Origin of the sequence: Pseudomonas cichorii (assembly GCF_003700275.1) — a bacterium.
In the GTDB taxonomy this organism is placed as follows: domain Bacteria; phylum Pseudomonadota; class Gammaproteobacteria; order Pseudomonadales; family Pseudomonadaceae; genus Aquipseudomonas; species Aquipseudomonas cichorii_B.
On the sequence record NZ_RBRE01000077.1, the window covers coordinates 13,279 to 28,962 of the forward strand.

Consider the following 15,684-nt stretch of genomic DNA (forward strand, 5'->3'; position numbering starts at 1 on the left):
AGGACCACGAATACGTTGCTGGCAGACCCGGCTGACCGGCAGCCGGGATGAAGGTTGTCGATGTTTGCCGTCGAGGCCGTTATTGCAGGGTCGATTGATGGCTGACTTCCTTGCCTGATGGAACCAGTCCTTCGCGCCACCATTGCGCGAGGCGTTGCACATGACCGTCCTTGAGAATCGTGAAATGGTTACCCGGGCCGTACCAGACACTCAGGTCCGGAACAAGGGACTGCCAGCCCTCAAGCATCGCTTGCTGTTCACGCTGGTTATTTGCCGCATCCAGGGTCGGGTCTTCGGCCAGCACCAGGCGAACCGGGCCGTCATAACGCAGAACTGGCTGGTAACGAGTACGCAAGGCCGCGCCAAAGGCACGCGCCGGACCGTTCATGGCCGTGACCGGAGAACGCGCTGGCAAGATCCCGGCGCGCACCATGCCTGCATGCAGCATGCGCATCTGGCCGACATCGTTCTGCGCAGCGAAGGCTGCCGCATCAATCTGCAATGACTTGCCTGAGGACAACTGGATCGCTTCGATCAGGCGCTTCAATACCCCGCTGCTGGTGTACGGCCGGCCCACGACGCCATTGCCGCCCGGTGACTCGCTGTCGATCAGGGTCAGCGACGCAACCTCGCGCCCCTGGGCCTGAAGACGAGCGGCCATTTCGTAGACCACCCAGCCGCCGAACGAATGACCCAGCAAATGCAGCGGACCGTGAGGATGGATCGCATCGATGGCCTTCAGGTAGGCCTGGGCAGCGGTTTCCACCAGGCCGAACGGCACCGTTGCACCATCCAGCCCCCGGGGTTGCAGACCGTGCAACGGCCAGTGCGGACCAAAAGCGTCAGCCAGGCCGATAAAGCCCGTGACACTGTCGCCGGCGCCCGGTACGCAGAACACGGGGGCATGATCGGCACGGCCGGACTGAATCGTCAGCAGCGGCTGGAACGATCCGCCATCCGGGCCTGTCGGACCGCCCTCAGCCAAGGCTGTATCGATAGCCTGGCCCAGTGTCTGGATATGCGGGATTTCCATCATGCTCTGGTGGTTGCCTGGCACCGATACGCAACGCAATTGCGCGACGGGCAGAACCGCTTCCCAGCCCAGATAACCCTCATGCTGCGGCGCATCCTCAGCCCGCTCGGCGGCCACGAACAGATGCACCGGCACAGGAACCGGGTAAACGCTGTAGTTCGCCAGCGCATGCCCATGGGCGACTTCACGATCAAGGTAATGCCAGAGCTCATCACGGCCCAGTACCGCCATTTCCGCAGGCAGCAGGTTTTGCGTACGGCAGGCCGCCAGCAGCGTGTCGAAATCGACCTGTCGCGCCATGGACTGCAATGCAGCCACGGCCGAAGTAATCCGTGCCCGTTCTGTGCTGTCCGGCGCAGCGGCATTGCCCAGCACCTCGCAACGATCGAGCAGGTGCAAGGCATGCCCATGTTCGCGAGTCCAGCGTGCATGCCCCTGATCCACACACCTAGGGAAATAACTGTCGATCAGGCCAAGGAACTCCACCTTTTCTTCCAGCGCAATCAACTGGTTGGCGATTTCATAGGCCAGTACACCGCCAAACGACCAGCCCGCCAAACGATAGGGGCCTTGCGGCTGGACCGCACGCATCAGCCCGATCAAGCGAGTCGCCATGCATTCCAGGGTCTGCAACTGCTGCTCGCCCCAGGCCAGCGCCGGCAAGCCATAGACCGGGGTATCGGCGTCGATGTGTTTGCCCAGTGCCGGGAAGTAAAGATCCAGGCCGCTGAACTCATGCACCAGGAACAACGGCGTACGGCTACCGCTGCGACGTACCGCAATGGCCCCGCTCGCCTCGGCCTGATTAGAGTCACGCTGCTGGATAAGCTCGGCCATGGCCGCGACACTGTCGTGCTCGAAGACCTCGGACAAACTGATACGCGCGTCGATTGGCGTGAGTACGCCAACCAGACGCACTGCCAGCAACGAATGCCCGCCCAGCTCGAAGAACCGCTCGTGGCGTCCCACCCGCTCCAGTTGCAACACTTGCGCCCAGGCCTCGGCAAGTATGGTTTCCAGGCCCTCGTGCGGCGCTTCATAGGTACGGCTGACCAGCACCAGTTCATCGGGAACCGGCAAGGCCTTCACGTCAAGCTTGCCGTTTGCTGTCAATGGCATGTTTTCCACCCTTACATAAGCGCTCGGCACCATATAGTCCGGTAGCTGGCTTTGCATGTGCGCTCGCAGCGCGTCTATGCCCACGTCACCGTCGGCAGTGAAATAGGCCACCAGGTATTGCCCTGCCGCAGCCGATTGCTGCGCGAGTACCACCCCTTCCCTGATCGCCGGATGCAGACTCAGCCTGGCGTCGATTTCGCCCAGCTCGATACGGTAACCACGCAGCTTGATCTGGCTGTCGGTACGACCCAGATAGTCCAGCGTGCCATCCGCCTGCCAGCGTCCGGAGTCGCCGGTGCGATACAGCAGCGCGCCCTCGCCCGGGCTGAACGGATCATCAAGGAACACCTGGGCGGTCAACTCTGGACGGTTCAGATAGCCCAGCGCCACGCCGTCGCCCGCGATGCAGATTTCACCCGCTACGCCCACCGGAACCGGTTTTTGTCGCGCATCCAGCACATACACCCGAGTGTTGGACAAAGGCTTGCCAATCGGCAGGCTGGTCATCGTTGGCGAAAGCTCGCTGAAACGATGGGTTGTCGCGAAAGTAGTGCTTTCGGTTGGGCCGTAGCCGTTGATCAACTGCAAATCGGGAGCCAGCGCACGCATCTTGCCGAATACCTGCGGATCGGCCCGCTCGCCTCCCGAAATCAAGACTCGCAAGCCTGCCAGGGCTGACCCGATCAGGCCCACGTACTGGTTGAACAGTGACGTGGTGAGGAACAGCACGCTGATCTCGGTACGCGCCAGCACATCCGTGAAACGAGCCGGATTCAGCAGGCATTCGTGATCGATAATTACCAGCCGCCCGCCATTGAGCAGCGCACACCAGACTTCCATGGTGCTTGCATCGAATGCCGGGTTTGAGGCGAAAGCCGTTCGATCCTCCGCGCGGAACTCGACGAAGCTGTTGTTCAGCACCAGCCGCGCAATGCCGCGATGTGGCACGACTACGCCTTTGGGAATACCCGTGGAGCCCGAGGTATACAGGACGTAGGCGGCATCGTTGCCTGTCGTTTGCACCTCGTTCGCAAAATCCACCTCGCTCACAGAAGCCAGGTCCATCGGCGCTGCAACATCCAGCCAGCGAATGCCTTGCGGCACAGGCATATCGGCGCTGCTCAAGGTCAGTATTGCGGCGCTGTCCTGCAGAATCAGGCGCAAACGTTCTTCAGGAGCCTGACGGTCCAGCGGCACGTAGACCGCCCCACATTTGAGAATCGCCAGGGCGCTGACCAACCAGTCCAGCGAGCGGTTCAACAGCATGGCCACCCGCTCGCCCGGCCTGACGCCTTCGTGCCAGAGCTGACCAGCCAGCCGCCTCGCCTTGTCGTCCAGTGCCTGATAGGTGGTCTGTACCCCATCGTGTTCTACAGCAATAGCCCGTGGAGTCAGTTGCGCCTGCGCCTCGAATAGGCGATGCACTGGCTGATCCGCCGGATAGTCCACATGGGTATCGTTGAACTCCAGCAAGACCTGATGCCGCTCGGCCAGCGGCATGACCTGCAACTCATGCACCGGCTTGTCCGGGGTTCGTTCCAGAGCTTCGACCAGGCTGTACAAGGCCCGATTCATATAACCGCAGAGACGCTCGGCACCGGCCTGAGGCACGGCTTGCGCGGTCAGTACGAAGGAGTCGAGCAGATCGTCCACGTTCAGGGTCAGTGGATAATTGCTCCACTCCTCTCCGCCCAGCCCCTGGATACCGTCCCATGCCGACTGTGTCTGGGCATCGGCCTGCACCGCGCTGTGACGATAGTTGAGCAAGGCGCTGAACAGTGGCGCTGGAGCCTCGATACCGCTGCAACGCTGGGCAAGTGCCAGAGAAGCATGTTCGTGGGCCAGCAGCGCTGCCAGCGCAGCATGGGCCGAGCGCACCGCATCCCTTGCGCTTCGATGCGCGATATCGATACGGATCGGCAAGGTATTGATGAACAGGCCCAGTGCCCGGTCGGCACCCTCGCCGCCCTGCATGCGCCCCATCAGCAAGGTGCCGAAGACCACATCGTCACGACCGCTGACCAGGCTCAACACTTGCGCCCAGGCCAGGTGATGCAGGCTGGCCGGGCTTACGCCCAGTTGCCGGGCACAGGCACGCAGCCTTTGGCCCAGAGCCTCGTCCAGCACCAGCCTGGCCTGTTCGATACCATTGCCGTCCATTTGCACATCATGCAAACCGAATGGCAGCGTCGAGGACGTTACATCGCTGAGCATTTCCCGGAAAAACGCATCATGTGTCTGCGCCTCTGCACCCAGACGCGCCTGGGCCACATAGTTGCGATACGGCACGGCCGCGCCCAGTTGTGCCTCTTGCCCGGTCAGGAAGGCCTGCATTTCCGCCTGCACGATATCCAGCGCGGTATGATCCAGCGCAATGTGATGGAACAACAGAATGCCAACCCAGCGATCCTGCTCATTGTCATAGGCATACGCCAGATGCAGCAGCGGGGCCTGGCGCACATCGATGCGCTGGTGACGCGGGTCGAAATGCTCACGTAACTGGCTTTCCAGCGCACCTTGCCGTGGGTCCAGGGTCAGCACCTCGATAGGCAGCGGCGCTTCACGCAATACCACCTGGACCGGCTCGCTCAAGCCTTCCCAGAAAATGGCCGTACGCAGGATGTCATGGCGTCCGATCACGCCGCGCAATGCAGCAATAAAGGCATCCAGCCGGTCCTGATCCGCGAAGGTAAACAGCGCCTGCTGCAAGTAGGAGTCACCCTGCGCGGCAATCAGATGGTGATAGAGAATGCCTTCCTGCAACGGTGCCAGCGGGTAGATATCCTGAATGTTCGCCATACCACCGGGTACGGCTGCAGCCAGTCGATCGATTTCGCCTTGATTCAGCTCGATCAGTGGCAGCATTTGCGGGGTAATCCGTTCGCAACCCTGGGCGGCGATCAGATTGGTCGGCACGCTCACTTCATGCTCGCTGCCGACCGCCTCGGCCAGCGCGGCAAGAGTCGGCTGCCCGAACAGCACACGCACATCGGCACTCAGTCCAGCCTGGCGCATGCGCTCGATAAGCGTGACGGCCAGCAACGAATGCCCGCCCAGCTCAAAGAAGTGATCGAATCGCCCGACCTGTTCAACCTGCAGCAGCTCGGACCAGATCCCGGCCAGCGCGATCTCGACGCTGCCCTGCGGGGCTTCATAGCTGCGGCTGGCAATGCTGTCGCGATCCGGCGCAGGCAATGACTTGCGATCCAGCTTGCCATTGGCGCTCAGCGGCAGGCTTTCCAGCCTGACATAAGCCGCCGGGACCATGTATTCCGGCAACAGCCCCGCCAGATAGCCGCGCAGGGTTTCGACTTCCAGGCGCGGGCTATCCTGATGCGCGGTGTAATAGGCAACCAGACGCTTGTCACCCGCAATGTCCTCACGCGCCACGACCACCGCTTCCATAATCTGCGGATGAGAGCCCAGAGCCGAGCCCACTTCTCCCAGCTCGATGCGAAAGCCGCGGACCTTGACCTGATCGTCATTACGGCCCAGATAAATCAGCGTGCCGTCGGCCAGATACCGGCCCAGGTCACCGGTGCGGTACATGCGCGCCGCTGGATCGTTGCTCAACGGGTCGGGCAGGAAGCGTTCGAGCGTCAATTCATCACGGCCCAGATAACCACGCGCAACCTGGATACCCGCGATGAAGATTTCACCGGCACTGCCCAGCGGTACCGGTTGCCCGATGCTGTCGAGCAGATAGATCCGGGTGTTGGCCACCGGTTTGCCAATCGGCGTGTTGTCCGGCGTTTCAAGACCGCTGCAATCCCATGCCGTAACGTCCACGGCCGCTTCGGTCGGGCCGTACAGGTTGTACAGAATGGCGCTGGTTGGTTGAGCCTTGAAGCGTCGGACCAGATGCCCCGGCAATGCCTCGCCACTGCACATTACGCGGGTCAGGCTGTGGCAGCGCTGCAGATTGTCGTGGGCCAGGAACACCTCCAGCATCGAAGGCACGAAGTGCAGAGTCGTCACCGCCTCAGCCTGAATGATGTCGCACAGGTAAGCGGGCTCACGATGGCCACCTGGACGCGCCATGACCAGACGGGCGCCGTTGAACAGCGGCCAGAAGAACTCCCACACCGACACATCGAAGCTGAACGGGGTTTTCTGCAATACCACGTCGTGGGTATCCAGCGCGTATTCGTCCTGCATCCACAGCAGCCGGTTCACGACCCCGGCATGTTCGTTCATCACCCCTTTGGGCTGGCCGGTGGAACCGGAGGTGTAAATGACGTAAGCCAGGTTCGAGGCGCTCAGGCCGGCAACTGCCGGGTTGTGGTCAGGCTGGGCTGCAAAGCCTTGCCCTGCCTCCTGACCATCGAGCATCAGCAGTGGACAGGTGCAGTGCGGCAGGCTGTCACGCAGGGACACCTGGCCAAGCACCGCTACCGGTGCGCTGTTCTCCAGCATGTAGGCCAGTCGATCCGCTGGATAATCAGGATCCAGCGGCACATAGGCGGCACCGGCCTTGAGAATCCCCAGCAGGCCCGCGACCATATGCAGGCTGCGCTCGACACAAAGGGCGACCCGGTCCTCTGCACTAACGCCCATGCCGATCAGGCGGTGGGCGATGCGGTTGGCCTGGCTGTTGAGCTGCGCATAGCTCCACGACGTGCCGGCAAACGTCAGGGCCGTGGCATTCGGCGTCCGTGCCACCTGGCTCTCGAACAAGCCATGCAGCATCAGACCTTGCGGGTACTGCACTTGAGTTGCGTTGAAGGTCTCGATCAACTGCCGGCGCTCATTGTCCTGCACCAGCGGAATATGCGTTGCGATCATCTGGCTGTCAGCAACCATGGCCCGCAGCATCGCCTCCAGATAGCCCAGGTGACGTTCAATGGTGTCGCGGTCAAACAGCGCCGTGGCATATTCCAGCGAGCCGTAAAGGCCGCCGCCGATTTCCGCCATGTCCAGCAGTACATCGAACTTGGCACTGCGACTGCTGGTATTCACACCTTGCAGGCTCATGTCGCCAAGCGCCAGACCCTCGCCTGCTCCACTCTGCCAGGACAGCATGGCCTGGAACACCGGGCTGTGGGACAGGCTGCGTACCGGATTGACCGCTTCCACCACCTGCTCGAACGGCAAGTCCTGATGAGCCTGGGCTTCAAGGGTGCGAGCCTTGACCTGCTGCAGCAGTGCCTCGACCGTCGGTTCGGCAGACAAGTCCACCCGCAGCGCCAGGGTGTTGACGAACAGACCGATCAGGCCTTCGACTTCGGCCCGGGCACGGTTGGCCACCGGCGTTCCGATCACCACATCATCCTGACCGGCCAGACGCCCCAACACCGCAGCCCAGGCCGCCAGCACCGTCATGAACAAAGTGGTGCCCTGACGCTGGCTCAGCGCCTTGAGCTGTTCGGTCAGCGCCTGATCCAGCATCAGGCCGACGGCATTCCCCGCATAGTCCTGATGCGCAGGCCGCGCTCGGTCGGTGGGCAGGCTCAACAGCGCCGGAGCACCAGCCAGCGCCTGTTGCCAGTAACCGCTCTGCTGCTGCAAGACATCGGCGCTCAACCAGCAGCGTTGCCACATTGCATAGTCGGCGTATTGCAGGCCAAGGGCTGGCAGCGGATCGGCCTCACCGTTACGCAGGGCCTCATAAAGAAGACCCAGTTCCCGGGTGAAAATGTCCGAAGACCAGCCATCGGCAATGATGTGGTGGAAAGTCACCAGCAGGACATGATCGTCGTTGCTCATGCGCACCAGTTGGCCACGCACCAGCGGGCCCTTGCCCAGATCGAACGATGCGCTTGCCTCAGCGGCAATCAACAGCGACAGGCTCTGCTCGGCAGCAGGCTGCCCTTCCAGAGTCTGCAAGCGCAGCTCGAAACCGGTATCGGACGATGCAATGCATTGCTCGGCATCCTGGCCCGGCAACTGCACAAACGTGGTGCGCAGTGATTCATGGCGAGCCACGAGCATGTCCAGCGCACTTTGCAGCGCATTCATGTCCAGCTCGCCGCGCAGACGCAGGCCGGCCGGAATGTGATAGGCCGGGTTGTCGCCTTCAAGACGCGCCAGGAACCAGAGGCGCTGCTGGGCGAACGACAGTGGCAAGGCTTGATCCCGGGAAACCGCAACAACCGACGGCTGCGAGCTGCGCGCCGCCTGGGCCAGTCCCCTGGCCATGGCTTCGAGTACCGGCTGGGCGAATATATCCATCAGGCGCAATTCGGTGCCCAGGCGCTGCCGCACATGGGAAATCAGGCGCATGGCCAACAGAGAATGCCCGCCCAGTTCAAAGAAATGGTCGTGGCGTCCTACACGTTCGATATCCAGTAATTGTTGCCAGATCTGCGCCAGCGCAGTTTCGGTAGCACCCTGCGGCGGCTCGTGCAGGCGGCTGGCGAAGGCATCGCCTTCCGGTGCAGGGAGCGCCTTGCGATCCAGCTTGCGGTTTGGCGTCAGCGGCATTGCCTCAAGCATCACGAAAGCACTGGGCAGCATGTACTCGGCCAGCACCGGCGCAAGCGCTTCACGCAGGGCTGCAGCACTCAGTGTCTGCCCGGCATGCGGCACCACATAGGCGACCAGGCGCTTCTCGCCCGGTGCATCCTCGCGGGCAATCACCACCGCTTCCTTGACCCCGGCACAATCGCCCAGACGGGTTTCGATTTCGCCCAGCTCGATGCGGAACCCCCGCACCTTGACCTGGAAATCGTTGCGGCCCAGATATTCGAGACTGCCGTCGGCAAGATAGCGCGCCAGATCGCCGGTGCGGTACATGCGTGCATCCGCCTCGTCGTTGAACGGATCGACCAGGAAGCGCTCGGCATTGACCGCGGCAAGATTCAGGTAGCCGCGGGCGACCCCGTCGCCACCAATGTACATTTCACCGGCCACCCCGGCCGGAACCGGTTGTTGCCGGGCGTCGAGCAGGTAAATGCGGGTATTGGCCATCGGTTTGCCGATGGTGACGTTATGACTGGCAACAGAGTGGTCCACATACGCCGTGGTGCACGACACCGTAGCCTCGGTCGGACCATAGGTGTTGATCAACTGGACATGTGCCGGACGCAGCGCCTGCCACCATTGCAGCTTCTGGGCCGACAAGGCATCGCCAGTGACGTTGATCAGGCGCACATCGGCCAGAGCCCGGACTGCCAGCTCAGGCTGATGGTGCCAGTCGCCGACCAGGGTATGCCAATGCGCGGCAGTCATGTGCAGCACACTTGGGGCTGGCGAGTCTGCCTGGTCCTGATCAGGCAGACCTTGGCTGGCAAAGATGTCGCGGGTGGGAATAAGGGTTGCGCCGGCCAGCAGCGCCGGGAAAATCTCCTCCACCGACAGGTCGAAGTTCAGCGAGTTCTGCTGTAGCACTACATCTTCTGCGCACAGCTCGAACAGTCGTGCGGCGTCGAGGCTGTAGTTGACCAGCCCGCGATGCTCGATCATCACGCCCTTGGGATTGCCGGTCGAGCCGGAGGTATAGATCACATAGGCCAGGTGCCGGGCGTTAAGGCCAGCGACATCCGGGTTGTGCCCGGCGCCGGTGATCGGGCCGTCCAGCGCCACAAGCGGAATGTGCAGATCCGGTAACCCGCGCTCCAGTCCACGATGACTCAGCACTGCCCTGGGCTGGCTGTCCTGCAACATGAATTGCAGACGCTCGGCGGGATAGGCCGGATCCAGCGGTACATAAGCGCCACCTGCCTTGAGCACACCGAGCAGGCCAACCAGCATGTCGATGCCGCGCTCTACACAGATTGCCACGCGATCGTCAGGGCCGATGCCCATGCCGATCAAGCTATGTGCCAGGCGGTTGGCCCGCAGATTCAACTCCCCATAACTCAGGCGCTGGCCTTCGCACGCCACGGCAATGGCTTCAGGTCGGGCAGCCACCTGCTCCTCGAACAGACGATGAATGGTGCTGGTTTGCGGATAGCTTGTGCGAGTGCGATTGAGCTCATCCAGCAAACGTTGACGCTCTTCGCTATCCAGCAACTCAATGCTGCTGACGGTTTTGCCGTCACCTGCCACCAGAGCGCGCAGGACGTTCTCGAAATAGCGGGCATAGCGGCGCACCGTGGCTTCCCCGAACAGTGCAGTAGCGTATTCCAGGCTGCCGACCAGTTGTCCCTGCAACTCACCAAGGTCCAGAGACAGATCGAACTTGGACACGGTATTGGCAATGCCGATGCCTTCCAGTGCCAGGCCTTCCAGCGCCAGAGCCGTACCGCCCGCGTCCTGCCAGCTCAACATGGCCTGGAACACCGGACTGTGAGCCAGGCTGCGCACCGGTTTGACCACTTCCACCACCTGCTCGAACGGCAGGTCCTGATGGGCCTGGGCACTCAGGACCCGCTCCTTGACCCGGGCCAGCAGTGTCCTGATATCCGGATCGTCCGCAACGTCGATACGCACTGCCAGGGTGTTGACGAAGAAGCCGATCAATGGCTCGACTTCAGCACGCATGCGATTGGCCATTGGCGAGCCGATCACCACGTCCTCCTGCCCGGAAAGACGGCTCAGCAGCACCGCCCAGGCAGCCATGACGGTCATGTACAGGGTCGTGCCGTGGCGCTGGCTCAAGGCTTTGAGATCACGGGTCAATTCGGCATCGAGCACGATGCCCAGGGTTGCACCGGCATAATCCTGCTGCGCCGGACGCGGCTTGTCGGTTGGCAGTGCCAGCAGCGCAGGTGCGTCGGCCAGGGTTTGCTGCCAGTAACGGCTCTGGCTTTCCAGCACTTCACCGCTGAGCCAGCGACGCTGCCAGACGGCATAGTCGGCGTACTGCACGCTCAATGGCGCAAGCGGGTCGTCCAGACCTTGTCTGAACGCTTCATACAGCGCGCTCAGCTCACGGGTCAGCACGCCAATGGACCAGCCATCGGAGACGATATGGTGCAAGGTGACCAGCAAGGCATGATCTTCGGCGCCCAGACGGACCAGACGAGCGCGAATCAATGGTCCGGCAGCCAGATCGAACGGTGCCAGAGCTTCCGCCTGCGCCATGGCAAGCAGTTGTTGCTCATGATCCTGGCCGGCCTGCAGATTGCTGCGGCTCAGGGTAAATCCGCTGTCGGCCGCTGCGATCAGTTGCACCGGTTCCTGATCTTCCCGAACGGCGAAGTGCGTGCGCAAGGCTTCATGGCGCGCCAGGATACGTTCCAGTGCCCGTTGCAGCGCGCTTTCGTCGAGCGCACCGCGCAGACGCAGGCAGGCAGGCATGTTATAGGCGGTGCTGCCGCCTTCCATTTGCGCCAGAAACCACAACCGCTGTTGGGCAAACGATAGAGGCAGATCTTCATCCCGCGGCACCCGGACAATATCCGGCAGCGTGGTGCGCCCCGCCTGGGCAAGCGATCCGGCAAGCGCCGACAGCTCGGCGTGGGTGAACAGTTCGGCCAGGCTCAGTTCGACACCCAGGCGCAGCCTGACCTGGGAAATCAGGCGAATGGCAAGCAGTGAATGCCCGCCCAGATCGAAGAACCGGTCGAAGCGTCCCACTTTCTCGACGCCCAGCAGTTCCTGCCAGAGCTGCGCCAGCGCCACTTCGATTTCGCCCTGTGGCGCTTCGTAGCCGCGACTGACCAGCGCCTGCAGGTCCGGGGCCGGCAGCGCCTTGCGGTCCAGCTTGCCATTAGGCGTCAGCGGCAGCGTTTGCAGATGCACATAGGCGACCGGAACCATGTATTCCGGCAATAGCGCCTGCAGATATTCACGCAGCGCCTCGATCTCGACCGCTTCGACACGCGCGGTGAAGTACGCCACCAGACGCTTGTCGCCCGGCACGTCCTCGCGAGCCATGACCACCGCTTCCTTCACGGCAGGATGGCGCGCCAGCTTGGCTTCGATTTCACCCAGTTCGATACGGAAGCCGCGAATCTTGACCTGATCGTCGTTACGACCCAGGTACTCGATATTGCCATCCGAGAGCCAGCGACCGAGGTCGCCGGTGCGGTACATCCGCTCTCCGGCGTTGAATGGATCAGACAGGAAGCGTTCCGCAGTCAGGTCATCGCGATTCAGGTAACCACGCGCCACACCGGCACCGCCGATATAGATTTCACCAGGAACGCCCAATGGAACCGGCTGACGGTGCTCATCGAGCAGGTAGAATTGGGTGTTGGCCACCGGTTTGCCAATGTGCGCGGCAAAACCGTTTTCGCGGTCCATCGCCACCCAGCTGGAATAAGTGGTGGTTTCCGAAGGACCGTAGAGATTGCACAGGCGTTTGACGCTGGTTTCGGCAAACAGCTTCTCCACCAGAGAACCTTTGAGTGCTTCACCGGCAACGTTGACTGTATGTACGCCCTGCCCCAGGCCACCGGATTCCAGCAGCGCTTTCAGGGCCGACGGCACGGTATTGATCAGGGTGACGTCATGCTCGTCGTCCTGCAGGGCCAGTACGTTCTTCACCACTTCGATGCAGCCACCAGAAATCAGCGGCGCAAAGCACTCGTAGACCGCCAGGTCAAAGTTCAGCGACGTCGAGAACAGGGTCTTGGCCAGCACCTCAGGCTCGAATGCCTGCTGCGCCCAGGTCAGGAAGTTGACCGTATTGCGGTGCTCGATCATCACGCCTTTGGGCAGGCCGGTCGAACCCGAGGTATAGATAACGTAAGCCAGATGGCTGGAAGCAAGACCCGCTACCTGCGGATTGGCGGCCGGCTCGTTGAGCCAGGTACCTCGATCCAGTTCGATGATCGGTGCCGAAGATGTGGCCAGCAGTTCATGACTCGCTGCATGCGCCAGAATGGCTGCCGGTGCGCTGTCCTGCAGCATGTAGGCGATGCGATCCACCGGATAGGCCGGATCCAGCGGTACATAGGCGCCACCGGCCTTGAGGATGGCCAGCAGGCCGACCACCATGTCCACGCCCCGCTCGACACAGATGCCGACTCGCGAGTCCGGCTGCACGCCTTGGTTGCGCAAATGATGAGCCAGACGGTTGGCGCGCTCGTTGAGGGTGCGATAGCTCAAGCGCTCATCACCGTGAACCAGCGCCACGGCATCCGGCGTGCGCTCGACCTGAGCTTCAAACAGACCGTGAATGGTCTGCGCGTCGGGATACGCTGCCTGGGTGGCATTGAATGTCACCAGCAGCCGGTCTCGCTCCGCGCCCGACAACACCGGCAGGCGGTTCAACGGGGTCTGCGGTGCCTCTTCCAGAGCCGTGACCAGACCTGACAATGCAGTCTGCATGAAATCACAGCTGCGTTGCGCGCCAATCGCGGCCACCGCCTGGGCAGTGAGCATGAACCCATCGCCCAGATCGTCGACGTTGAGGGTCAGCGGATAATTGGTGCGTTCCTCCATGGACAGGGTCTGAATCCCGGCCCACGCCGCTACGGCTTCCGGTGCCGAAGCCTGGCCTGCGCTGTGGCGATAGTTGAGCAGCGTGCTGAACAGCGGCAGTGCGGATGGCACGCCACTGCAACGCTGGGCCAGCGACAGCGAAGCATGCTCATGGCCAAGCAGTGCCGAAAGTCGTTGATGAGTCGCCCGAACGCCGGCTTCGACGCCATGGACACCGACATCGATGCGCAGCGGCAGCGTATTGATAAACATGCCCAATGCCCGGTCGGTTCCGGCAGCGCCGCTCATGCGGCCCATCAGCACCGTACCGAACACCACTTCTTCACGGCCCGCCAGCCTGCCCACTACCTGAGCCCAGGCCAGGTGCACCAGGCTCGCAGCGCTGGCTCCCAGGCGGCGAGCCTGGGCATGCAGGCGCTGGCTCAGCGACGCATCAAGCATTTGATGCACTTCTTCGATGCCGCTGCCGTCGCCCTGCACATCCTGCAGGCCCAATGGCAGGGTCGGTTCGTCAATGTCGCCAAGCATGTCGCGGAAGAAGGCTTCATGTTCCTCGCGGCTGACACCCAGTCGCGCCTGAGCCACATGGTTGCGATAAGGCACCACAGCGGGTAGCAGATCGGCTTGCCCAGTCAGACAGGCCTGCATTTCCTGCACCACGACTTCCAGCGCGGTATGGTCCAGGGCCATATGGTGGAACAGCAGCATCCCGACCCAGCGGTTATTGGCCGGATCGGCCGCACAGGCCAGACGCATCAATGGCGCCCTGGAAACATCCAGACGATAGTGACGCGGATCGAAGCGCTGTTGCAGTTGCTGCAGCACATCGCCTGCACCCAGTGGCGGCAACACCTCTTCAACGCCCAGGGTTGCGCTGCGCCAGACCACCTGAACCGGCTCGCTCAGGCTTTCCCAGGCCACGGCAGTACGCAGAATGTCGTTACGATCCACGACCCGCTGCAATGCCGCGGCGAAACTCTCCAGACGCTGCCGGTCCGCAAAGCTGAACTGCACCTGCAAGACATAGGGATCGCCTTCGGCGGCGGCCAGGTGGTGATACAGAATCCCTTCCTGCAGCGGTGCCAGCGCATAGATATCCTGCACATTGGCAACCCCGCCGGGCACACTGGCGACCACACGGTCGATGGCTTCCTGATCCAGATCCACCAGCGGCAGCATCTCTGGCGTGATGCGCTCGCAACCTTCGACAATCAGATTGGCCGGTACCACGACCTGAAGCTGTCCGCCCACCGCAGCGGCCAGTGCCGCCAGGGTTGGCTGGCCGAACAGGACCCGCACATCGGCGCTGAGATCCTGTTGCCGCATACGCTCGATCAACTTCACGGCGAGCAACGAGTGACCACCCAGCTCAAAGAAGTTGTCATGTCGCCCGGCTTGCTCGATGCCGAGCAATTCCTGCCAGAGCTGGGCAATAGCCCGCTCGACATCGCTCTGCGGCGCTTCATAGGCACGACTGGCCAGCGCTGACTGATCCGGCGCCGGCAAGGCCTTGCGGTCCAGCTTGCCATTGGTGGTCAACGGCAGCGCATCGAGGATCACAAAGGCACTGGGCAACATATGCTCGGCCAGGTTCTGCAACAGTTCATTGCGCAGTTCGGTGGCAGACAGCGCTTCGCCTTGTGAAGGAATGACGTAGGCCACCAGACGCTTGTCGCCCGGTACGTCTTCACGAGCAATAACCACCGCTTCACGTACGCCGCTACAAGCAGAAAGCTGCGCTTCGACCTCGCCCAGCTCGATACGGAAACCGCGAATCTTCACCTGGTCGTCGTTACGACCCAGATAATCCAGGCTACCTTCGCCGGTCCAGCGTGCCAGGTCACCTGTGCGGTACAGGCGAGCATGCTTGTCAGTGCTGAATGGATCGGCAATAAACCGCTCTTCGTTCAGCTCGGGACGATTCAGGTAGCCCCGCGCTACACCCGCGCCGCCAACATACAGCTCGCCAACGACACCAACCGGTACCGGCTCGCGATTGGCATCCAGCACGTAGGTCTGCAAGTCCGGAATCCGCACACCAATCGGGCTGACACCGGCCTGCAAGGCATCCGCCGCCTGCAAAGCCCGGTAAGTGACGTGCACCGTGGTTTCGGTGATGCCATACATGTTGACCAGTTGGGTTCCGGCATTCACCGCTCTTGCGTACCACGGCTTGAGAATCCCGGTTTCCAGCGCTTCACCGCCAAAGATTACCTGCCGCAGCGAATGCGCCTGAGAGCTTTCGCCCTGGGCAGCAA

1 protein-coding gene is annotated in these 15,684 nt (G+C 62.1%); it reads right to left on the reverse strand.

From position 1 onward, the window contains the following. Nucleotides 1-79 precede the first annotated feature (79 nt). Nucleotides 80-15,684 (reverse strand): non-ribosomal peptide synthetase (locus tag ALQ04_RS20080; protein ID WP_147466616.1); only part of this gene is annotated, 15,605 nt, incomplete at its 5' end.